At 72.3% G+C, this 20686-nt stretch carries 19 protein-coding genes, 1 pseudogene and 1 riboswitch; of the genes and pseudogenes, 9 read left to right on the forward strand and 11 right to left on the reverse strand.

Annotated elements, in window-relative coordinates:
* Positions 1–105: 105 nt before the first annotated feature.
* Positions 106–311 (reverse strand): annotated as a pseudogene (locus ACFWW8_RS13105) (flavodoxin family protein); the annotation flags it as partial.
* Positions 312–386: 75 nt separating this feature from the next.
* A riboswitch (cobalamin riboswitch) is annotated at positions 387–582 on the forward strand.
* A 28-nt stretch (positions 583–610) separates the two neighbouring features.
* Here ACFWW8_RS13105 and ACFWW8_RS13110 point away from each other — a divergent pair.
* The 5 genes from ACFWW8_RS13110 (at position 611) to ACFWW8_RS13130 (ending at position 3902) form a co-directional block, all read left to right on the forward strand.
* A complete protein-coding gene (locus ACFWW8_RS13110; RefSeq protein WP_386527488.1) occupies positions 611–1306 on the forward strand; it encodes an energy-coupling factor ABC transporter permease in 696 nt (231 codons plus the stop codon).
* Positions 1306–1653 (forward strand): energy-coupling factor ABC transporter substrate-binding protein, encoded by a 348-nt coding sequence (locus ACFWW8_RS13115; RefSeq protein ID WP_386527491.1) that lies wholly within the window; start codon positions 1306–1308, stop codon positions 1651–1653. Before ACFWW8_RS13110 ends, ACFWW8_RS13115 begins: the two co-directional genes overlap by 1 nt.
* Positions 1654–1656: 3 nt before the next feature.
* On the forward strand, positions 1657–2406 hold the full coding sequence (gene cbiQ, locus ACFWW8_RS13120) for a cobalt ECF transporter T component CbiQ (RefSeq protein WP_386527494.1): 750 nt from the start codon (positions 1657–1659) through the stop codon (positions 2404–2406).
* Positions 2403–3239: an ATP-binding cassette domain-containing protein gene (locus ACFWW8_RS13125; RefSeq protein WP_386527497.1), complete on the forward strand. Its 837-nt coding sequence runs from the start codon at positions 2403–2405 to the stop codon at positions 3237–3239. The genes cbiQ and ACFWW8_RS13125 overlap by 4 nt, the downstream gene beginning before the upstream one ends.
* A gap of 75 nt (positions 3240–3314) precedes the next feature.
* Positions 3315–3902 carry a PadR family transcriptional regulator gene (locus tag ACFWW8_RS13130; RefSeq protein ID WP_386527500.1) on the forward strand — a complete coding sequence of 196 codons (588 nt, stop codon included), beginning with the start codon at positions 3315–3317 and terminating at the stop codon, positions 3900–3902.
* Positions 3903–3945: 43 nt separating this feature from the next.
* Here ACFWW8_RS13130 and ACFWW8_RS13135 read toward each other — a convergent pair whose 3' ends face one another.
* Positions 3946–4158 (reverse strand): EF-hand domain-containing protein, encoded by a 213-nt coding sequence (locus tag ACFWW8_RS13135; protein ID WP_386527503.1) that lies wholly within the window; start codon positions 4156–4158, stop codon positions 3946–3948.
* A 255-nt stretch (positions 4159–4413) separates the two neighbouring features.
* Here ACFWW8_RS13135 and ACFWW8_RS13140 point away from each other — a divergent pair, with 255 nt between their 5' ends.
* Together ACFWW8_RS13140 and ACFWW8_RS13145 are read left to right on the forward strand one after the other, a co-directional pair.
* Positions 4414–5217, forward strand: coding sequence for a tRNA-dependent cyclodipeptide synthase (locus ACFWW8_RS13140; RefSeq protein WP_386527506.1), 804 nt, complete (start codon positions 4414–4416; stop codon positions 5215–5217).
* Positions 5198–6439 carry a cytochrome P450 gene (locus ACFWW8_RS13145; RefSeq protein WP_386527509.1) on the forward strand — a complete coding sequence of 414 codons (1242 nt, stop codon included), beginning with the start codon at positions 5198–5200 and terminating at the stop codon, positions 6437–6439. Before ACFWW8_RS13140 ends, ACFWW8_RS13145 begins: the two co-directional genes overlap by 20 nt.
* 99 nt (positions 6440–6538) lie before the next feature.
* Here the strand turns inward: ACFWW8_RS13145 and ACFWW8_RS13150 are convergent, their stop codons facing one another.
* From ACFWW8_RS13150 to ACFWW8_RS13185, 8 genes are all read right to left on the reverse strand, one after another.
* Positions 6539–7726 carry a YncE family protein gene (locus tag ACFWW8_RS13150; protein ID WP_386527512.1) on the reverse strand — a complete coding sequence of 396 codons (1188 nt, stop codon included), beginning with the start codon at positions 7724–7726 and terminating at the stop codon, positions 6539–6541.
* Positions 7723–8523 carry a polysaccharide deacetylase family protein gene (locus ACFWW8_RS13155; RefSeq protein ID WP_386527513.1) on the reverse strand — a complete coding sequence of 267 codons (801 nt, stop codon included), beginning with the start codon at positions 8521–8523 and terminating at the stop codon, positions 7723–7725. The genes ACFWW8_RS13150 and ACFWW8_RS13155 overlap by 4 nt, the downstream gene beginning before the upstream one ends.
* A 447-nt stretch (positions 8524–8970) precedes the next feature.
* Complete coding sequence (locus tag ACFWW8_RS13160; RefSeq protein ID WP_386527515.1) at positions 8971–9474, reverse strand: ATP-binding protein; 504 nt, start codon at positions 9472–9474, stop codon at positions 8971–8973.
* Between the two features lie 243 nt (positions 9475–9717).
* Positions 9718–10485 (reverse strand): enoyl-CoA hydratase/isomerase family protein, encoded by a 768-nt coding sequence (locus tag ACFWW8_RS13165; protein WP_386527518.1) that lies wholly within the window; start codon positions 10483–10485, stop codon positions 9718–9720.
* Positions 10486–10585: 100 nt separating this feature from the next.
* Positions 10586–11824, reverse strand: coding sequence for an Ig-like domain-containing protein (locus ACFWW8_RS13170; RefSeq protein WP_386527521.1), 1239 nt, complete (start codon positions 11822–11824; stop codon positions 10586–10588).
* 145 nt (positions 11825–11969) lie between these two features.
* A complete protein-coding gene (locus ACFWW8_RS13175) occupies positions 11970–12815 on the reverse strand; it encodes a L,D-transpeptidase family protein (protein ID WP_386527524.1) in 846 nt (281 codons plus the stop codon).
* Positions 12816–13111: 296 nt separating this feature from the next.
* Positions 13112–15265 (reverse strand): choice-of-anchor A family protein, encoded by a 2154-nt coding sequence (locus ACFWW8_RS13180; RefSeq protein WP_386527527.1) that lies wholly within the window; start codon positions 15263–15265, stop codon positions 13112–13114.
* A 180-nt stretch (positions 15266–15445) separates the two neighbouring features.
* Positions 15446–16666, reverse strand: a complete 1221-nt coding sequence (locus tag ACFWW8_RS13185) for an Ig-like domain-containing protein (protein ID WP_386527586.1) — start codon at positions 16664–16666, stop codon at positions 15446–15448.
* A 378-nt stretch (positions 16667–17044) separates the two neighbouring features.
* Here ACFWW8_RS13185 and glgX point away from each other — a divergent pair, with 378 nt between their 5' ends.
* Positions 17045–19240: a glycogen debranching protein GlgX gene (gene glgX / locus ACFWW8_RS13190; protein ID WP_386527588.1), complete on the forward strand. Its 2196-nt coding sequence runs from the start codon at positions 17045–17047 to the stop codon at positions 19238–19240.
* 177 nt (positions 19241–19417) lie between these two features.
* Entirely contained in the window at positions 19418–20140 is a 723-nt protein-coding gene (locus tag ACFWW8_RS13195) for a CDP-alcohol phosphatidyltransferase family protein (protein ID WP_386527530.1), read from the forward strand.
* On the opposite strand, the gene ACFWW8_RS13200 is transcribed toward ACFWW8_RS13195, so the two are convergent.
* A complete protein-coding gene (locus tag ACFWW8_RS13200) occupies positions 20121–20624 on the reverse strand; it encodes an adenylyltransferase/cytidyltransferase family protein (RefSeq protein ID WP_386527532.1) in 504 nt (167 codons plus the stop codon). The genes ACFWW8_RS13195 and ACFWW8_RS13200 overlap by 20 nt on opposite strands.
* Positions 20625–20686: the final 62 nt, after the last annotated feature.

The following is a 20686-nucleotide window of genomic DNA, read 5'->3' on the forward strand; positions in this document are numbered from 1 at the left end:
TGTTGTTTTTTTTGATTTCCGACGCCGGGTGGGGGGTGCGGGGGGGGGGGGGGGGGGGGGGGCGGCGGCCCCCGCCCCCCCCCCCCCGCCGCGTTCCTCGGCGGGCTCGGGGTCGGGGAAGTCGACCCGGCAGCCCGCGTCCCACCGGGAGGCTGGTTCCCGTGGGCCGGCATCCCGCCCGCCCGCTGGAGCAGGGCGGCCGGGCGCATCGGGTTCCAGGACATGAAGGTGGTGTTCCGGTTGGTGAAGTCGTTTTCGGGGCCGCCGGAGCCCGGATCCAGGCAGGAGGGGCCGGGTGCCGCCTCGCCCACCCTGTCCGGGCACCGGCCGGAGCGCCACCGGACCGCACCCGTGAAGGCCGGGTTGTGACCGGTCCGCGCGGCCGACTAGGGTCAGCGGGCCTTGGTGTTCGGGAAACCGGTGGGAAACCGGTGCGGCCCTCGCCACTGTGATCGGGAAGTCCGGCTCCACTCCTGCGGGAAGCCACTGGGACCGCGCGGGAGACCGCTCGGCCCCGGGAAGGCGGAGCCCGGGCATCAGCACCCGTGAGCCAGGAGACCGGCCGGGGCGCGTCGTCCATCCACGAGGTGCTGGAGAGGTCTCCTTACTCATGCATATAGCCGAGGGGTTTCTGCCCCCCTTGCACGCGGTCGCCTGGGGCGCCGCGTCCGCTCCCTTTGTCGTACACGGGGTCCGCGCCCTGACCCGCGAGGTCAAGGCCAACCCGGAGAGCACGCTGCTGCTCGGTGCGGCCGGAGCGTTCACGTTCGTCCTGTCCGCCCTGAAGATCCCCTCGGTGACGGGCAGCTGCTCCCACCCCACCGGAACGGGGCTCGGAGCGATCCTCTTCCGGCCGCCGATCATGGCGGTGCTGGGGACGATCACCCTGCTGTTCCAGGCGCTGCTGCTGGCGCACGGCGGGCTCACCACCCTCGGCGCGAACGTCTTCTCGATGGCCGTCGCCGGACCGTGGGCCGGGTACGCCGTGTACCGCCTGCTGCGCGGGACCGGCGCCCCGCTGATGGCGGCCGTGTTCTTCGGCGCCTTCTTCGCCGACCTGGTCACCTACTGCGTGACCTCGGTCCAGCTGGCGCTGGCCTTCCCCGACCAGGCCACCGGATTCACCGGCTCGCTCGTGAAGTTCGGTGAGATCTTCGCGCTGACCCAGGTCCCGCTCGCGGTGAGCGAGGGCCTGCTGACCGTGCTCGTCGTCCGGCTGCTGATGCAGTCCAGCAAGTCGGACCTGGTCCGGCTCGGCGTCGCGAAGCTCACCTCCGGCAGGACCAAGCAGGAGGCGACGGTCTGATGAGCCGGAACGCGAAGATCAACACGCTGCTGCTGCTCTTGGTCGCGGCGCTGGCCGTGCTCCCCCTGGCGCTGGGGCTGGGCGAGGGCAAGGAGGAGCCGTTCACGGGCGCCGACGCGCAGGCGGAGGCGGCCATCACCGAGCTGAAGCCGGACTACGAGCCGTGGTTCTCGCCGCTGTACGAGCCCCCGTCCGGGGAGATCGAGTCGGCGCTGTTCGCCTTGCAGGCGGCGCTCGGCGCGGGCGTGCTCGCGTACTACTTCGGCGTCCGCAAGGGGCGCCGCCAGGGCGCCGCCGCAGCGGCCGCCACCGGTGCCGCCGCGCCCGACGCCTCCGTGCAGTCGTAGGCGGTGCTGCCGATCGACGCGGCGGCGCACAGCAGCCGCTGGCGCCGCCGCCATCCGCTGGAGAAGGCGGTGCTGGGGGTCGGGCTGACGGTCACGGCGGTGTGCCTGCCGCCGTGGCCCGGCGGCCCGCTGGTCGCCGCGGCGACCCTCGCCCTGCTGCTGGGTCCCGCCGGGGTGGCGGGGCGGCAGCTGTGGCGGGCGTTCCGCATCCCGCTGGGCTTCTGCTTCACGGGGGCGCTGCCGCTGCTGTTCTCCGTGGGGGGCCCGGCGGGGTTCGTCGCGATGGCCCCCGACGGCCCCCGGCACGCGGGCGAGTTGCTGCTGCGGACCTCGGCGGCCTCCCTCGGGGTGCTGCTGTTCGCCTTCACCACCCCGGTCTCGGACGTGCTGCCGCGCCTGGTCCGGGCCGGGGTGCCGGCCCCGGTCGTGGACGTGGCGCTGGTGATGTACCGGATCGGCTTCCTGCTCCTCGACTCCCTGGCCCGCGTCCGCCAGGCCCAGGCGGCCCGCCTCGGCACCACCGGGCGGGCCGCGGCGTGGCGTTCGGTGGCCGGGCTCGCCGCGACCTCGTTCGTCCGGGCCTTCGACCGCGCGGCGCGGCTCCAGTCGGGCCTGGCCGGGCGCGGCTACGACGGCGCGCTGCGGGTGCTGGTGCCCGAGACGGCGCTGTCCCGGCGGTTCCTGGCCGGGACGGCCGCCCTGCTCGCCTCCCTGGTCGCCGTGACCCTCGTACTGAAGGAGCTGTACCTGTGAAGCCGCTGGTGGAACTGGCCGGCGCGGGCTACGCGTACGAGGACGGCCCCGAGGTGCTGTCCGGCGTGGACTTCGCGATCCCCGAGGGCCGCGCCCTGGTGCTGCTGGGGCGCAACGGCAGCGGCAAGACCACGCTGATGCGCCTGCTGAGCGGGGGCCTGCGGCCGGGCTCGGGCGCGCTGCTGCTGGACGGCGTGGAGGTGGCGTACGGCCGCGCCGGGCTGACCCGGCTGCGGACCTCGGTCCAGCTGGTGGTGCAGGACCCGGACGACCAGCTGTTCGCGGCCTCCGTCGAGCAGGACGTGTCGTTCGGTCCGATGAACCTCGGTCTGCCGGAGCCCGAGGTCCGCGCCCGGGTCGACGCGGCGCTCGCGGCCCTGGACATCACGGCGCTGCGGGACCGCCCGACGCACCTGCTCTCCTACGGGCAGCGCAAACGGGCGGCGATCGCGGGGGCGGTGGCGATGGCGCCGCGCGTCCTGATCCTGGACGAACCGACGGCCGGACTGGACCCGGACGGACAGGAGCGGCTGCTGGACGTGCTGGCGGGGCTGCGGGCGGCGGGCACCACGGTGGTGATGGCCACGCACGACGTGGAGCTGGCGGTCCGCTGGGCCGACGACGCGGCGGTCCTGACCCCGGCGGGCATCCGTACGGGTCCGGCCGCGGTACTCCTCTCGGATCCGGAGCTGCTGGCGTCGACGGGCCTGCGCCAGGCCTGGTCGCCGGCGGTGACGGCGTTCCTGCGGGCGCACGGCCTGCTCGGCGCGGACTCCCCCGGCCCGCGGGTGCCGGAGGCGCTGGCCGGCTGGCCGGCGGCGGGCCGCCCGTAGGCGGTCTCCCGGGGATCCTGCCGGGTCCCCAAGGGGCGGGCGTGCGGGCGCGGTGGTGAAACCTAGGATGGCGCCATGTCCCTGCCGCACGCCATCCTCACCGCCCTGCTCGAGAAGCCCTCGTCCGGGCTGGAGCTGACCCGGCGCTTCGACAGGTCGATCGGGTACTTCTGGTCGGCGACGCACCAGCAGATCTACCGCGAGCTGGGCCGCCTGGAGGAGTCCGGGCTGATCCGGGAGCTGCCCAGCGAGGTGCCCGTACGGGGGCAGAAGAAGGAGTACGAGGTCCTGCCCGCCGGCGGCGCGGAGCTGGCGCGGTGGGTCCGCGAGAGCCAGGACCCGAAGCCGATGCGCGACCCCCTGCTGCTGCGGATCCGCGCGGCGGGGGTCGTCGGGCCGCACGGGCTCGGGCCCGAGCTGCGGCGCCACCTGGAGCTGCACCGGCGGCAGTTGGAGCAGTACGGGGCCATCGAGGAGAGGGACTTCCCGCCGGGGCGCGACGCGGTGGAGGACCGGCTGCGCCGGCTCGTCCTGCACGGGGGGATCGCCCTGGAGACGTTCTGGCTGACCTGGCTGGAGGAGGCCCTGGCCGAGGTCGGGGACATGGAGGACCCCCCGGTCCCGGAGACCGGCGACGCCCGGGGCCGGCGGCACGGGAACTGACGTCGCCCCGGCCCCGGCAGGCGGGGCCGGGGCGCGCGGCGGGCTACTTGTTCAGGGAGGCCCAGAACTCGTCGAAGCTCATCAGGCCGTCGCGGTTCGCGTCCTTGGCGGCGAGCACGGCGTCGGCGACCGCGCCGGTGACGTAGGCGTCGCCCATCGCCTTCATGGCAGCGCTGTACTCGTCGGCCGTGACGAATCCGTCACCGTTCACGTCGAACTTGTCGAACGTCGCCCGTGCGCTCTCGATGTCGGCCACTGGGTCCACCCCTTCGTCGTGCTTGTTGACCGGCTCAGGGTAGCCGCCTCCCGGAGTCGTCTTCGCCGGGGGGCCCGTTCGATCGGCAGAAAGATATCCAAATTACTCTTCCGTAATACGGAAGTGAGAATTCCAGCCAAGAAATCCGGCCCGCACTTGTCACGCTCCGGCATCGCGGCATAACGTACGGGCATTGCCGCCACACCGGGAGCGCAGGGCTCCCAGGGACAAGCGGCAACAAGGGCGATCACACAGGTGACGATCACAGCTGACGCATCATTCGAAGTTCTGCCCTTCACCCGCACCTGCCGCCATATCTGGGAAGACGGCGACCATGTGCTCATCGGAGTGAGTCCGGGAAACAGCTACTTCAGCTCCGAGCGCATCACGAGTCTCGCCCAGTGGGCCACGACCCGCTTCGCGCAGGTCGACTTCGTCTACGCAGACCTGCACGTGGACCGGATGTTCGCCGCTTTCGGCTACACCCGGGAACACGCGGAGAAGCGTGCCGCGAAGGAAATCAAGGCGGTCCGGCGAAGGATACTCAAAGGCGTGGAGGAGTCAAGGCCTCCGCAAGCCGAAATTCGCGTGAGGGCACTTTCAGAGTTCCAGTCCAACCCCGTGTACCAACTTCTGCACCGACGCGTCCTGCATTTCCTGGAGACCGACGACGAATTCCGCAAGGGCTGCGAGAAGATGGCCCTTCACTTCGTCGGCTCCAAGTTGCCGGAAGGTGAATCGATGACAGACGCACAGTTGCAGGTCTGTTTCGATTACATGGCGGCCGAGCTGCCGTTCTTCGTGGACACCCCGAGCATTCTCGACGTGCCGTCCTCGGTGGCGGCCTACCACGTCAGGATGCCGCTGACGGACGTCCTCTTCGCCCGCGGCGGGGGCCTGCGCGCGACCCGCAACCAGGCGTACGCCGTCGTACGCCCCGAGGCCGCGGCGGCGACGGGCCCGGCCCCGGGTACGACGCCGCCCGTCCCGCCGCAGCACACCGCAGCACAGCACACCGCACCAACCGAGAGGAACGTCGATGAGCGTCGAGCAGCTTGAGGGCCGGGAGAGCCGGGAGCACGAGCCGCTCCTCGACTTCCCCCTCTCACGGCGCGGTGACGTGCTCCCCGAGGAGTGCGCCTGGCTGCGCGAGAAGGCTCCGGTCGCCAGGGTCCGCACGCTCACCGGGGACCGGGCCTGGCTGGTGAGCAGCTACGCGCTGGCCAAGCAGGTGCTGGAGGACGAGCGCTTCAGCCTCAAGGACACGGCCAACGCCGGTGTCCCGCGCCAGTACGCGCTGACGATCCCGCCCGAGGTCGTCAACAACATGGGCAACATCAACAGCGCGGGCCTGCGCAACGCCGTGATGAAGGCGCTCAACCCGCGCCAGAAGGAGCTCCAGGACTGGCTGCGCGCCACGGCCGGCGAGCTCGTCGACCAGCTGCTCGCCGAGGGCGGCCCGGCGGACCTCCGGGCGGGGTTCGCCGACCCCTTCTCGGCGGCGCTGCACGCCAGGGTGCTCGGGGTCCCCTTCGAGGACTGGCGCAGGCTGATGTCGGGGCTGGACGTCGCGTTCATGACCGCTCGCGAACCGTTCGCCGACTCGGCCCTCAACTGGTACAAGGACGTCGGCTACTTCGTCGAGCAGCTGAAGGCCCAGCTCGCGCTGCCCTCCGAGGAGCGTACGGGGCTCCTCGGCAGGTTCGCCGACCTGAGGGAGGCGGACCCGGAGTCGGCGCACCTGACCGACGACATGTTCGCGACCGTCGCCGTCTCGCTCTTCGGGGCGGGCGCGGTCTCCACCTCCGCCTTCCTGGTGCTCGCGGTCCTCGCGCTGCTCCAGCGGCCCGAGCTGATCGGGTACCTGCGCGCGCACCCCGAGCGGCTGGGCGGCGCCGTGGACGAACTGCTGCGCTGGAACCTGTCGGTCGGTGACGGCCTGCCCCGCCTCGCGACGGCGGACGTCCAGGTCGGCGACGTCCTGGTGAAGGAGGGTGAGCTGGTGCTCGTCCTGCTGGAGGGGGCCAACTTCGACCCGGAGGCCTTCGAGGACCCGGACGTGCTGGACCTGGAGCGCGAGGGCCCGAACCCGAACCTCGCGTTCGGCGCCGGCCGGCACTTCTGTCCGGCTTCCGCGCTGGGCCGGGCGCACGCCGAGATCGCGCTGGAGGTGCTGGTCGAGCGGCTGCCCGGGCTGCGCCTCGCGGTGCCGGCGGAGAACCTGGTCTGGCGCACGGGCTTCATCAAGCGGCTGCCCGAGCGGCTCCCGGTCGCCTGGTAGCGCGACGACGCCCGTCGGCGGACGGGTGCGCGGCGGTGTCCCGGGAGCTGTGCGAGCTCCCGGGACACCGCCGCGTCCGGCACGATCCGGAAGGGACCCCTACCGGAAGATGCCGGTGTGGCCGAGGGAGTAGCGGCCGGGCTGCGGGTAGACGGCGAGGCCGTGCGGGCCGCCGCCCACCGGGATGCGGGCGAGCTGCTTGCCGGTCGCGGTGTCGATCGCGTAGACCTCGGAGTCGTAGCGGCCCGACAGCCACAGCACCTTGCCGTCGGCGGAGACGCCGCCCATGTCGGGGCTGCCGCCGTCGGGGAGCTCCCACTTCTTGGTCAGCTTGTTCTGCGGGAAGTCGAAGACCGAGATGGTCCCCTCGCCCCGGTTGGGGATGTACATCTCCTTGGAGTCGCGGCTGATGTACAGGCCGTGGCAGCCCTTCCCGGTCGGCAGCAGCTTCGGCGTCTCGAACTTGTCGCCGCTGAGCACCCACACGCCGTGCGCCATCATGTCCGCGACGTAGAAGGTCTTGCCGTCCGGGGAGACCTTGACGTCCTGTGGCATCGCGCCCTCGAACGGCAGTTTCTGCTGGGCGATGACCTCCATCTTCTCCGTGTCGACCTTGAGGAGTTCGCCGGAGAACTCACAACTCACGATGAAGTAGCGGCCGTCCGCGGAGAAGTCCGCGTGATTGACGCCGAAACAGGTCACTGGGACGGTTTTCACGCGGTCCATCGTGTGCGGATCACGAAAGACCAGTTCCTTGTCGAGTGACGCCATGACGATCGCGTACTTGCCGTTCGGCGTGAAGTAGAGGTTGTACGGGTCGTGCACCTCGACCGGCTCTCCGGCCTCGCCCGTGGCGGGGTTGATCGGGGTGAGCGTGTGGCCCCGGTTGTTGTTGACCCACAGGGTCTTCATGTCCCAGGACGGCACCACGTGCTGCGGCTGGACGCCGACCGGGATGGTGTCGATGACCTGGTAGGTCGCCGGGTCGATGACGGACACCGTGTTGGAGTTGGTGTTCGGCACGTAGACCCGGGACGGGAAGTCCTTGACCACCGGGGAGAGCTTGTTGGGGCGGTCCGCCGCGTAGACGTCGTTGGGGTCGAGGACCGGCGGCATGCCGGGCAGGCCCGGCGGGGCGACCGGAACGGCCCGGGCGGGTTTGGCGGGGCCCTTGGAGCCGAGGGTCCCGGCGGGCCCCTTCTCGGCGGATCCGCAGCCTGCGAGGGCGGCGAGGACCAGACCGGCCAGCAGCACGGTGGCCTTCCGGGGAAGGCGGATGGTGGTCATGGGGTCAGCAGCTCCGTGGTGGTCACCGCGCGCAGGGTGCGGCGCGCGAGTTCTTCGAGGAGGGGCGGCATCGCGGCGACCGTGTCCGCGTAGCCGAAGTGCAGGCTCACCACCGATCCGCCGTGGATCGTCCCGGTGACGTTGCGGATGACGGCCGCGGCGCCGGGCGAGGTGAAGTCGAGGGAGTCCACGTCGTACGAGAGGACGTGGGGGTAGCCGGCCCGCTGGGCGAGCTCGCGGACGAGCGGGGTGGCGAACTGGGTCTGCGAGGGCCGGAACCAGGTGCCGATCGACCCGGTGAGCCGCTTGAGGCGCTGGGCGCAGCCGGTGATCTCGGCGTACGCCTCCGCCTCGGCCATGTCGTTGATCGCCAGGTGGCGCTGGGTGTGGTTGCCGAGCTCGTGGCCTCCGTCCAGGATCCGGCGGGCCATGTCCGGGTGGGCGTCGAGCCAGCTGCCGATCGCCAGCACGGTGACCCGCGCACCGGCGCGTTCCGCCTCGGCCAGCACCGCCCGGCCGGTGGCCGGGTCCCCGTTGCCGTGGAACGTGAGGGCGACCCGGGGGCGGTCCCGGGGGCCGTGGCCGATCTCGACGGGCGAGCCCGCGAACCGGCGCGGGGCGGCGGCGGCGCCGGCCGGGCGGGCGGGCCGGGCCGGCCCCGGGGGCGGGGTCGGAGCGGCGGGCGCGGCGGCGGGGCGGTCCGATCCGCAGGCGGTGGCGAGTCCGGCCGCCGCGGCTCCGACCGCCCCGAGACCGGCCGCGCGCAGGGCCGCGCGGCGGCCTGGATGTGAGAGCACTTGCCCATTTAAGGGGTCGATGACCCGGAAGGTAATGATTGACCCAATTCAGGACGTTCACCCAACCGGGCTTCAGGAGAGCCGCGTCCGCTATTCGATCAACGATTCACGCACATCGGTCGATATTTATTCACACATTGCGAGGTGAGTGGCTCACCTCACCTAGGATTTAGCTAGAAAGTCTTACTATTTGCACACTTATGTCCGAGTAGGGACTTTTGGCGTTTGCGCGCTCGTCTGCCATAGTCGGAATCACGGCTTCCCGTTGACCCGAGCGAAGTCCCGACGCCGAGGATCACACCCCCTTCGATCCTCGGCGCACCCATGAAGCCCCCCACGCCCACCACGGCGAGCCGGGGGCTTCGGGCATGTCCGGGCCCACGGGCCCACAGGGAAACGGCGCAGCGGCGCAGCGGGACGGATGTCCCGGCCGCCGGGCGAACACCCCTAGCGGTCGGCCACCCGCATCTCGAACCAGGTGATCTTCCCGCGGGGCATCAGGTCGGCCCCCCAGCGGTCGGAGAGCTTGTCGACGAGGAAGAGCCCGCGGCCGGTGGTGTCCAGCTCGTGCACCGGCATCAGACAGGGCAGCCCGCGCGAGGGGTCGCGCACCTCCACCCGGATCCAGCCGCGCCGCCGCACCATGCGTAAGCCGAAGGAGCGCGCCCCGGTGTGCCGGACCGCGTTCCCGACGAGCTCCGAGACCAGCAGGACGGCGTGCTCGGCGATCTGCGGCGAGAGTCCCCACATCCGGACGACCACGCACTGGGTCAGCCGGCGGGCCTCCCCCGCGGATTCCGGCATGGACGGCAGCGTCACTTCCGCCTCGGCCGGGTTCCCGCGCAACTCCAGCGCCTTGAGGCCGAGTTCGTCCTCAAGCGCCGCCGTGAGCCGCACGACCGAAGCGCTGCCGCGCTGCCGCGGCTGTTCCACACCCTCCAGGCCCGCCATGCACCCATGATGGACGGCCGACCTCCCCCCACGGGCCGTTCCGCAGGAATACACCCCTCGGAATAGTGGATTCCGGAGGGGTGTCCTGTCATATGCATATGGCAAGCGGAGCCTTTCGGCACCCATTCCGACCTGTGATGACGCGGCACACAGGAGTGATCACACCGAGTGGATCTCCCATTCCCCTTAAGGCTGTCTTAAGGCCTGGCTAATCCACCCACAAGGAGGACCGCGCCGTCCGCCTCAGACGAACTTCGCCTTCCCCGGGCCCTCTTCGACGAAGCTGCGCATGCCGCGCTCGCGGTCCTCGGTGGCGAACAGGCCCGCGAACCACGTGCGTTCGATGGTCAGGCCGGTGTCGATGTCGGCCTCCAGGCCCGCGTCCACACACTCCTTGGCCGCGCGCAGCGCGAGGGCCGGGCCCTGTGCCAGCTTGGCGGCCCAGGCGTGCGCCTGCGCGTACACCTCGGCGGCGGGGACGACCCGGTCGACCAGGCCCAGGGACAGCGCCTCCTCGGCCTTGACCATCCGGCCGGTGAAGATCAGGTCCTTGGCCTTCGACGGGCCGACGAGCCGGGACAGCCGCTGGGTGCCGCCGGCGCCGGGGATCAGGCCGAGCAGGATCTCGGGCTGCCCGAGCTTGGCGTTGTCGGCGGCGATCCGGTAGTCGGCGCAGAGCGCGAGCTCGCACCCCCCGCCCAGCGCGTAGCCGGTGACGGCCGCGACGACCGGCTTGGGGATCCGGGCCACCGCGGTGAAGGCGTCCTGCAGCCCGCGGGACCGGGCGACCATCGCCGCGTGGTCCATCGTCTGCATCTCCTTGATGTCCGCGCCCGCCGCGAACACCTTCTCGCCGCCGTAGAGGATGACCGCGCGGACGTCGGCGCGGTCGGTGGCCTCCGCCGCGAGCTCGCGCAGCCGGTCCTGGGTGGCGATGTCCAGGGCGTTCATGGGCGGCCGGTCCAGGCGGAGGGTGCCGACGCCTTCGGAGACTTCGAGAGAGAGGGTCATACGGGCCAGGTTAGCGGCGGTTAATGGGAAGCGGCCCGGTGCTGTGGGTCACAGCACCGGGCCGTCCGGGACTAGCGCGCGGCGCGCGCCGCGCGGGCTCCTACTTGATCCACTCCGCCCAGTCCATGTTCCAGCCGTTGAGGCCGTTGTCCGGGGCGATCTGCTTGTCCTTGGAGTTCTTCACGACGACCACGTCGCCGATCAGCGACTCGTTGAAGAACCAGGCGGCGGGCTGGTTGCCGTCGCCGGCGCCGCGGACGTCCTTGAGGCCGATGCAGCCGTGGCTGACGTTCTCCGAGCCGAAGGTGCCCGACGACGCCCAGTAGTTGCCGTGCACGAAGGTGCCCGAGTTGGACAGCCGCATCGCGTGGGGGACGTCGGAGATGTCGTACTCGCCGCCGAAGCCGACGGTGGCGCCGTTCATCCGGGTCACCTTGTACTTCTCGCTGATGACCATCTGGCCGTTGTACGTGGTGGTCGACGGGGCGCCCGCGGTGATCGGGACGTTCTTGAGGACCTGGCCGTCGCGGACGACCTCCATGGTGTGCGCGCTCGCGTCGACCGTGGAGACCTGCGAGCGGCCGACCTTGAAGGTGACCGTACGGGTCTGCTTGCCGTAGACGCCCGGGCGGCCTTCGACTCCGTCGAGGGCGAGCTTCACCGTGACCGTGGTGCCGGCGGCCCAGTACTTCTCGGGGCGGAAGTCGAGGCGGTCGTTGCCGAACCAGTGGCCCTCGATCGGCACCGCGGGCTCGGCCGTGACGGTGACCGCCTTCTCGACGGCCTCGGGGTTGGTGATGCCGCGGGAGAAGTTGATCGACACCGGCATGCCCACGCCGACGGTCGAGCCGTCCTCGGGCGTGTACTGGCCGATGAAGGTGTTCGCGGGGGTCAGCGTGGTGAAGGTGGTGTCCTTGGCGGACTCGCGGCCCGCCTCGTCCTTGGCGACGGCGTGCACCTTGTACTCGGTCGCGGCGGCCAGGTGGCGGTTCGGCTCCCAGCTCGCGCCGTCCGCGCCGATCTTGCCGTCCACCGCGTTGCCCTTGGTGTCGGCGACCGTCACCGCGGAGAGCTTGCCGCCCGCGCTGGTTATCTTCAGGACGCCGCTGGTGGCGACTTCCTTGGCCCCGTCGTCCGGCTTGACGGTCACGACGGCCTTGGACGCCTCGGTACCCGTCTTCGCTCCGCCACCGCCCTTGTCGTCACCGCTCCCGCCGGCGCCGGCACCGCCGCCGCTGCACGCGGTGGTGAACAGCAGGGCCGCCCCCAGCAGAAGGGCCGGCAGGCCGGTGCGGGCGCGGCCGCGTATCGGCTGCAGGTTCACTCGTGTTCTCCCCATGTCCCCCGCGCGCGGACAGTCGCGCGCTTGTCGACAGGTAATCACATGGGGTAATCACGAAAAGCCACGGTCTTGTCACCGTTCCGTCCCAAGTGCCGGAAGGGACCCGGCTTGGTACGGACCGGCCGCGCCGGGGCCCCGGCGGTCAGTCCTCGGTGCCGGGCTTGGTGCCCCAGACGTAGACCGCGTCGCCCTCGGCGAGCAGGTCCCACAGGCGTCCGGCGTCGGGGACGGAGAGGTTGACGCAGCCGGCCGAACCGCCGTGGGCGTACAGGTCGCCGGGGCGGCCGTGCAGGGCCTGGCCCCCGTCGAAGAACTGGGCGTAGGGCATGGGGGCGTCGTCGTAGAGCGAGGACGTGTGGTCGATGCTGCGCCAGTACACCTCGTGCCAGCCGGGCCGGGTCTCCTGCTCGTCGCGGCCGGTGCGAATGGGCACGGGGGCGAAGACGACCCGGTCGCCCCGCTGGACCCAGAGCAGTTGGCGCTCCATGTCGACGCAGGTCACCCGGTACGCGCGGACGGGGCAGTCGCCGGCGGCGTTGGGGTCGGTCCGGGCCGCGACGGCCGTCATCGTGCGGTAGGTGGCCAGTCCCGGGTAACCGTTCGCCGGCCGGACGCCGTTGGCCTGCTGGAACGCCCGGACGGCCGCGCAGTCGGCCGCGGACTGCACCCCGTCGGCGGGGCGGCCCAGATGGGCCTCCAGCTCGCGCTGGTAGGGCCCGGTCCCGGCGGTGCAGGGTTCCTGCGGGGCCGCGGCGGCCGGCGCCGTACGGGCCGATGCCGCGGCCGTGGGTGCCAGGGCCGCGCAGGCCGCCAGGGCGAGCAGCGCGGCGGCGGCCCGGCGGAACCCGCGGTCCGCCGCGGGCGGCCGCGCCGCCCCGGGGGAACCGGGGGCGGCGCCGGGGCCGGACGGAGAGACGGAGCCGGGCCGCGCCGGCCGCGGGGGTGCGGCCGCCGTGCCTATCGCGCCTGACGGGTCGCCTGCGGTCATACGGGCCTCCTCGGGCCCGCCGGCCGGGCCGCGGGGCCCAGCCAACCCGACGGGGAGGAGAAGCGCCCCGCGGGTGCGCCGGCGGGGTGAGGGGGTCACTCCTCCGGCGCACCCGGACGGTGCCGCGGATCAGTCGCGCGGGCCCTGGGCCCGGTCAGGGTGGATCAGCCCGGGGTGTCCGGTGCCGTGCGTCGCGAGGCCGAGGAGGGAGCCGACGTGGTGGGTCGGCGACCGACGAGAACGCCGCGAGGCGCGGTGACGGACATCCGGGCGCGCCATGATCCGAACGACCAGGCCTAGCCCTGCTCGCGGCCCTCGCCCCTGCCGTGCTTGCCGTCCTTGCCCTTGCCGTGCTCGTCACGCTTGTTCCGGACGGTGACCACGAGCCGCCCGTCCGGAGTCCGCCCGTCCAGCACCAGCGGTCCGGTCACCCGGTCGCGCGGCAGGACGTAGCCCTCGGGCACGTCGGTCTCCAGCAGGTAGTACGAGCCCTGCTCCAGGCCGGTGAACGCGCAGGAGCCGGTCCGGTCGGTGGCGCAGCCGGGCTTGGCCAGGCGGTCCGCGTTGATGCCCCGGGTCTGGAGGCCCCGGATGCCGTTGGTCTCCTTCCAGACCTCGAAGACGGCGCCGCGCAGCGGCCGCTTGGTCTTCGCGTCCTTCTTCAGGACCTGGATCGAGCCCTCGTCCACGGGCGGCACCGGGGTCCTGCGGTTCGGGACGGTGAGGGTGATGCCGTCGGCCACGTCGTCCTGGTCCAGGGTGAAGGCGGTGACCGGGTTCACCGGGCGGTCGTAGCCGTCGGGGGCGGCCGTCTCCCGCCAGTAGTACGTCTCGCCGATCGGGAGCTCGACCGTGCAGGTGCCCCGGGTATCGGTGGTGCAGGTGCCGTCGGCCAGCCGGAGGTCCGCGTCGGGACCGGCCGTCTGCAGGCCGTCGCGGCCGTTCTCCTCCCGCCACAGCTCGAAGCGGGCGCCGGCCAGCGGGAGTCCGGTCTCCTGGTCGGTCTTGCGGAGCACGACGCCCGCGCCGGGCACGGGGACGCGCTGGTTGTCGGCCGTGATCCGGACTCCGGCCGCTGCGTTGCGCTCGGTCAGGGTCAGCTGGTGGACCGGGTCGGCGGGCAGTGCGTAGCCGTCGGGGGCGGCCGTCTCGCGCCAGTAGTACGTGCCGAGTTCGACGCGCTGCTCGCAGGTTCCGTTCCGCGGGGTGGTGCACTCGGTGACCTCGGTGTCCGGCGTCGTACCGGTGGTCTGCAGCCCCGCGGTGCCGTTGGACTCCTTCCACAGCTCGAAGGCGGCGCCCGCGAGCGGCGCGCCCGTCTCGTCGCGCTTGAGCACGGAGACCAGGCCCGTGGTCACGGGCGGCCGCCCGCACGTGGGGAGGTCACCGGTGAAGGGGTAGGCGTGGAACTCCTGGCCGCCGCCGCCACCGGGGTCGCTGGTGTGCGTGACCGAGCCGGTCGTGAAGAAGCGGCCGTTGATCCCGGGCAGCCGGACGTTGGTCTGCGACGTCTGCTCGCCCATCAGGAAACTGCCCTGGAACTGGCCGGTGCCGTTCAGGTTGACCGTCGTGGCGTCCGGGAAGTTCCACAGCAGCCGCTCGCGATAGGCGTTGAGCGGGTCGTCGTCGGTGATGCCGCCGCTGTAGGTGTTGACGGTGCGGTCGGTGCCGAGGACGTTGACCAGGATCGTCGCGCCCGCCGGGATCCGCTCGAAGGTGATGCCCTGCTGGCTGCCCCGGCCGCCGACGAGGTCGGCGTCGATGGTGAACACCTGGAGCGCGGAGGTGCCGTCGCCGCGGAAGACCGTCGCGAACCCGTTGTTGACGGCGGTGCCGGTCGCCGTGCGCGGCCGGCCGTCGACCCGGGCGTAGCACTCGCTGGCGGCGCTGAGCCGGTCGCGCAGGGCGGTGTACGGGGCGACCGCGGCGGGGTCCTGCCGGAGGGTGCCGGTCACGGTTCCCGTGACGGTGCCGGCGTGGCGGACCACGCCCCGGTCGGCGAGCAGCCGCTCGCCCGCGGCGACGGTGATGTTCCCGCCCGTGGTGAGGAAGTCCGCTCCGTCCGGCGGCGGCACCAGGGACCCGGCGCCCACGATGCCGACGTTGTAGCGGCTGTCCGCGCCGGTCGCCTTGTCCTGGTCGAAGGCGCCGAGGACGACGAGGCGGCCCTCGGCCTCCGAGGCGCGCTCGCGGACCCGGAAGTCGCCGCCGACGAAGATGTTGATGCCGTTGTCCCGGCCGACGGGGACGCCGGTGCTGCCGATGGGCGGGAACGGGTTCGGGCAGGGAGCCGGGGGCGCCGGCACGCACGGCCCGAGCCCGCCCGGCAGCAGCGCCCGAGGGGCGGCCGCCGGCCGGTCTGCGCCGGGGCCCGCCGCGAGGGCGGTGGGCGCACCGGCCGCGAGCACGGCCCCGATGGCCACCCCGAGGGTCCAGTTCCTAGCTGACATGACGCTCCGTCCGTTACCTGCCACCTGGGCTGATGTGCCCTGACAGGCTGGAGGGAGCGGTCGGCGGGGAGCCGGGAGACACTCGTCCGCTACGGCATTGTGATCACACGAATCACCCGTACGGGGGCACCGTGCCGGTGGCCGTACGGAGCCCCTGGTTCGGGCGCGGGCCCGGCGCTCTCAGACGAGGGCGGAGCCGGCCACCCAGTCCGCCCAGGACATGTTCCAGCCGCCCAGCCCGTTGTTGGCGGCCACGACCTTGTCCTGCGAGTTCACGACCTCGATCACGTCCCCGACCAGCGTCCGGTCGAAGAACCAGCCCGCCGGGGTGTCCGAGCCGCCGCCCTTGTCGTCGCGCAGGCCCACGCAGCCGTGGCTCATGTTGCTGCTGCCGAACGTGTCCGGGCTGAGCCAGTAGTTCCCGTGCAGGAAGGTCCCGGAGGTGGTGAGCCGCATGGCGTGCGGGACGTCGGGGATGTCGTACTCGCCGCCGAAGCCGACGGTCTGGCCGTTCATCCGGGTGACGTCGAACATCTCCATCACCACCATCTTCCCGTTGTACGTGGTGGTCTTGGGCGCCCCGGCGCTGATCGGCACCTTGGACAGCAGCTGTCCCTCGCGCCGGACCTCCATCGTGTGGGCGGCCGCGTCCACGGTGGAGATCTGGGAGCGGCCCACGGTGAAGGTGATCGTCTTGTCCTGGATGCCGTACGAGCCGGGCGCGCCCTCGACGTCGCGGAGGTTCACCTTCACCGTGACCTCGGTGCCGGGCTTCCAGTACGCCTTGGGCCGGAAGTCGAGGCGCTCGTTGCCGAACCAGTGGCCGACGACCTCCACGGCCGGGCTGGCGGTGACGGTGATGGCCCGCTCGACCTCCGTGCGCCGCTCGATCGGACGGTTGAAGTTGAAGGAGACGATCATCCCGGTGCCGACGGTGGAACGGTGCTCGGGTTTGAAGTAGCCGATGAACCGCTCCTCCGGGACGTAGGTGGTGAAGGTGGTGTGCCGGGCCTGGCGGCGGTTGTGCCCGTCGAGGGCGACGGCGTCCACCGTGTACTTGGCCGCGAGCGCGAGCCGGCCGGCCGCCGGGTCGGGGCTCCAGCTGAGCCCGTCGGCCGCGATGGCGCCGGGCACCCGTTCCTGCTGGGCGTCCTCGACCTTGGTGACCACGACCCGCTCCAGCCGGCCCTCGGGCACGGTGACCGTCAGCCGTCCGTCCGCCCGGACCCCCTTGGCGTTGTCCTCCGGGGTGACCCGGATGGCCTCCTCCGGCGGCCGGGGTTTCCCGGGCAGCCCGATCTCGACCGGCGACCTGCCGTCCTGGGTGCATCCGGTCAGGCCGCCCAGGAGCGCCGCCCATGCCGCCACGGCGGCCAAGCCCGCCCCTGCCCGCCTCGTCAGAAGTGTCACGTTCCCTCCAACGACAGGGCCCCTCCGGGGGAAACGTGAGCGCGGGCCACGTTCCGGGCAGAACTGTTCGGGCAGAACAGTGGGAAGGACCAGACGGGGGCGGGCCCGGGCCGGGACGCCGGGACCCTGAAACCCTCCCCTGCCGGTACCCAGGAGCCGTGGAGGCGGGCAGTGTCGAGCGCAGCCGAGCAAGAGGCGGTGGAAGCCGTCAGGAATGCCGGGGATGTCACGGACACGGTACGGAGCGGCCTGACCGCGCCCGCACCGCCCGCCGACGGCCATCCCGGCGCGGGGCAGCCGGCCGGGCAACCGGACGGCCGGCCCGCGGGACCGCCGAACGGGCAGGCCGGCGGGCCGTCGAACGGGCAGCTGAACGGGCAGGCCCGGGGCCGGCCGCCCCGGGCGTCCGCGCGCCCCGCGCCACCCGTGTGGCCCGGTTCCTCGCATCCGCTGGGAGCCCGTTTCCACCACGGCCCGGCCGGGACGGCGGGCACCAACTTCGCCGTGTGGGCGCAGGGCGCGGAGGCGGTGGAGGTCTGCCTGTTCGACGAGGGCGGCGCCGAGACGCGCTGCCCGCTGGCCGAGCTCACGCACGAGATCTGGCACGGATTCGTGCCGGGCGTGCGCCCCGGGCAGCGGTACGGGTTCCGGGTGCACGGCCGGTGGGACCCCTGGACGGGGGCCCGGCACAATCCGGCGAAGCTGCTCCTGGACCCGTACGCGCGGGCGGTGGACGGCGACTTCACCCTCCCGCCGGAGGTGTACGGGCACGTCCGGGACTGGCCGCAGCAGTACATCGCGGACACCGTCCGGGACGACCGGGACTCGGCGCCGTTCGTGCCCAAGGGGGTGGTCGTCCACGACGACGACGACTGGGCGGACGACGTCCGGCCGAAGACCCCGTGGGCCGATTCGGTGATCTACGAACTGCACGTGCGCGGCTTCACCATGCGCCATCCGGGCATCCCCGAGGAGCTGCGCGGCACCTACGCGGGGCTGGCCCACCCGGCGGCGATCGAGCACCTCACCGGGCTGGGCGTGACGGCGGTGGAACTGCTGCCGGTGCACCAGTTCGCGCACGAGGACCACCTGCTGCGCCGGGGCCTGCGCAACTACTGGGGCTACAACTCGGTCGGCTACTTCGCCCCGCACGCCGGGTACTCGTCGAGCGGGACGGCCGGACAGCAGGTCGGGGAGTTCAAGCGGATGGTCCGGGCCCTGCACGCGGCCGGGATCGAGGTGATCCTCGACGTGGTCTACAACCACACGGCGGAGGCGGGCGAGCTCGGCCCGACGCTCTCGCTGCGCGGGATCGACAACCGGGGGTACTACCGGCTGCAGTCCGACCAGCGGCGGTACTCCGACTACACCGGCTGCGGCAACACCCTGCACGCCGGACGCCCGCACGTGCTGCGCCTGATCACGGACTCGCTGCGCTACTGGGTGACGGAGATGGGGGTGGACGGCTTCCGCTTCGACCTGGCGGCGGCGCTGGCCCGCTCCATGCACGACGTGGACATGCTGTCCCCGTTCCTCGCGGTGATCGCCCAGGACCCGGTGCTGCGGCGGGTGAAGCTGATCGCCGAGCCCTGGGACGTGGGGTCGGGCGGCTACCAGGTGGGGGCGTTCCCGCCGCTGTGGACGGAGTGGAACGACCGCTACCGGGACGCCGTGCGCGACTTCTGGCGGGGCGCGCTGCCCGACGTGCGGGACCTCGGGTACCGGCTGTCGGGGTCGAGCGACCTGTACGCGTGGGGCGGCAGGCGGCCGTACGCCTCGGTGAACTTCGTGACCGCGCACGACGGCTTCACCCTGCGCGACCTGGTGACGTACGAGCGCAAGCACAACGAGGCGAACGGCGAGGAGGGCCGGGACGGCACCAACGACAACCGGTCGTGGAACTGCGGGGCCGAGGGCGAGAGCGACGACCCGCTGATCGGCGCGCTGCGCCGGCGGCAGCTGCGCAACCTCCTGACGAGCCTGCTGCTGTCCACCGGGGTGCCGATGCTGGTCGCGGGCGACGAGTTCGGGCGCACCCAGGACGGCAACAACAACGCGTACTGCCAGGACAACGAGACGGGCTGGGTGGACTGGTCGCTGCTGGCCGAGCCGTCGTGGCAGCAGCTGCTGGCCCTGACGCGGCGGCTGATCGCGCTGCGGCACACCCATCCGGTACTGCGCCGGCGGGCGTTCTTCTCCGGGCGGCCGCAGGGCGCGGACGGGCTGCGGGACCTGGCCTGGTTCACGCCGGCGGGCGCGGAGATGACGGAGCGGGACTGGTACGCCCCGGCCGCCGCGCTGGGCATGTACCTCTCGGGGCGGGACATCCCCGGCCGGGACGAGCGGGGCCGGCAGGTGACGGACGACAGTTTCCTGATGCTGCTGCACGCCGGGGACCGGCCGGCGCCGTGGGTGCTGCCGGGGACGCCGTGGGCGGAGCGGTACGAACTCGTCCTGGACACCTCGTGCGAGGAGCAGGAGACCGCCCCCGGCACGTCCCACCGGGGCGGGGAGACCCTGACGGTGCCGGCGCGCTCGGCGCTGCTGTTGCGCGTGACGGCCTGAGGGGCGGCGGCGGCCGGGCCGTCGGGCGGGGCGCGGGGGCTCCCCGGGTCCCGCCCGGCGGGACGTCGTCGGGGCATCGGGACATCCGGACCGGGAGCCCCGTCCCTCCTGCGATGATGTGGCCGTCGTACACGCGTGCACTGCACACGCGTGCCATCGAGAAGGTCAGGGGTGCGCATGGCGAGTGTCGGTACCGCGCTGCGGGAGCTGCGCGGGGCACAGAAGTCGGCTAAGGGCGTGTCGCTGTACTCCCGGTTCGTCAACCGGCCCCTGGGCCGCTACCTGGCGGCCGGTTCGCACGCGCTCGGGCTCACCCCGAACCAGGTGACGCTGGTCAGTGCGGCCCTCAGCTTCGCCGGGGCGGCCGCGGTCGCGCTGGCGGCGCCCTCGTGGGGGCTGGGGATCGGCGTGTGGGCCCTGCTCGCCGTCGGGTTCGCCTTCGACTCGGCCGACGGGCAGCTGGCGCGGCTGCGCGGGGGCGGCAGCGCCTCGGGCGAGTGGCTCGACCACGTGGTGGACTGCGCCAAGCTCACCGCGCTGCACACCTGCGTGCTGATCGCCTTCTACCGCTTCCCCGAGGAGTACGGCACGGGCTCCGACGCCTGGCTGCTGGTGCCGCTGGGTTTCCAGTTCGCCGCCGTCGTCACCTTCTTCGGCGGGCTGCTGACCGAGAAGCTGAAGCCGAAGGCCGCCCCGGGCAGTCCCGCCGCCGCACCGTCGACGGTGCGCGCGGTGGCCCTGCTCCCCGTGGACTACGGCGTGTTCTGCCTGGTCTTCCTGCTGCTCGGCGGCGGGGGCCCGTTCCGCTGGGCGTACGCCGGGCTGAGCGTGGTGGCCGCCCTGTTCCTCCTCGCGTTCCTGGCGAAGTGGTACCGGGAGCTCAGCGCCGTTCCGCGGTGACGTTCGCCGGGCCCCCGAGGGGCTCGGCGAGCGCGTCCAGTGCCCGGCGCAGCTGGGTGCTGGACGTGTGGACGGTGTACGGGAAGTAGACGACGTCGACGCCGTGGACGGCGAAGTCCTTCTCCAGGCGTTCGCCCTTGGGCGTGCCCCGCCAGTCGTCGCCCTTGAAGATGACGTCGAAGCGGACCTGCTTCCAGGTCTCCACCTTCTCCGGGACGGTCTCCACGAAGGCCGCGTCGACGTACTTCACGCTGCGGACGATCTCGAGCCGCTCGACGAGCGGGATCATCGGGCGGCGGCCCTTGGCCAGTTCCGCCATCTCGTCGGAGACGACTCCGGCCACGAGGTAGTCGCACTGGCTCCGGGCGTGCCGAAGGATGTTCAGATGCCCGATGTGGAAGAGGTCGTACGCACCCGGCGCGTAGCCGACTCGATACGGTCTGCGCGTCGGCGCACCCACGTCGGACATGTCCTGCTCCGTCATCTGTTACCCCCCAGAGGCCACACCCCCCGGTGTGGCGGATTAGCAGACAATAGCGTGCACGT

This window comes from Streptomyces sp. NPDC058701, assembly GCF_042715295.1.
Classification (GTDB): domain Bacteria; phylum Actinomycetota; class Actinomycetes; order Streptomycetales; family Streptomycetaceae; genus Streptomyces.

Coding starts and splice junctions, on each gene's coding strand:
- ACFWW8_RS13110 (WP_386527488.1), top strand. CDS start 611: ATGCATATAGCCGAGGGGTTTCTGCCCCCCTTGCACGCGGTCGCCTGG.
- ACFWW8_RS13115 (WP_386527491.1), top strand. CDS start 1,306: ATGAGCCGGAACGCGAAGATCAACACGCTGCTGCTGCTCTTGGTCGCG.
- ACFWW8_RS13130 (WP_386527500.1), top strand. CDS start 3,315: ATGTCCCTGCCGCACGCCATCCTCACCGCCCTGCTCGAGAAGCCCTCG.
- ACFWW8_RS13145 (WP_386527509.1), top strand. CDS start 5,198: ATGAGCGTCGAGCAGCTTGAGGGCCGGGAGAGCCGGGAGCACGAGCCG.
- ACFWW8_RS13150 (WP_386527512.1), bottom strand. CDS start 7,726: ATGACCACCATCCGCCTTCCCCGGAAGGCCACCGTGCTGCTGGCCGGT.
- ACFWW8_RS13160 (WP_386527515.1), bottom strand. CDS start 9,474: ATGGCGGGCCTGGAGGGTGTGGAACAGCCGCGGCAGCGCGGCAGCGCT.
- ACFWW8_RS13165 (WP_386527518.1), bottom strand. CDS start 10,485: ATGACCCTCTCTCTCGAAGTCTCCGAAGGCGTCGGCACCCTCCGCCTG.
- ACFWW8_RS13170 (WP_386527521.1), bottom strand. CDS start 11,824: ATGGGGAGAACACGAGTGAACCTGCAGCCGATACGCGGCCGCGCCCGC.
- ACFWW8_RS13175 (WP_386527524.1), bottom strand. CDS start 12,815: ATGACCGCAGGCGACCCGTCAGGCGCGATAGGCACGGCGGCCGCACCC.
- ACFWW8_RS13180 (WP_386527527.1), bottom strand. CDS start 15,265: ATGTCAGCTAGGAACTGGACCCTCGGGGTGGCCATCGGGGCCGTGCTC.
- ACFWW8_RS13195 (WP_386527530.1), top strand. CDS start 19,418: ATGGCGAGTGTCGGTACCGCGCTGCGGGAGCTGCGCGGGGCACAGAAG.
- ACFWW8_RS13200 (WP_386527532.1), bottom strand. CDS start 20,624: ATGACGGAGCAGGACATGTCCGACGTGGGTGCGCCGACGCGCAGACCG.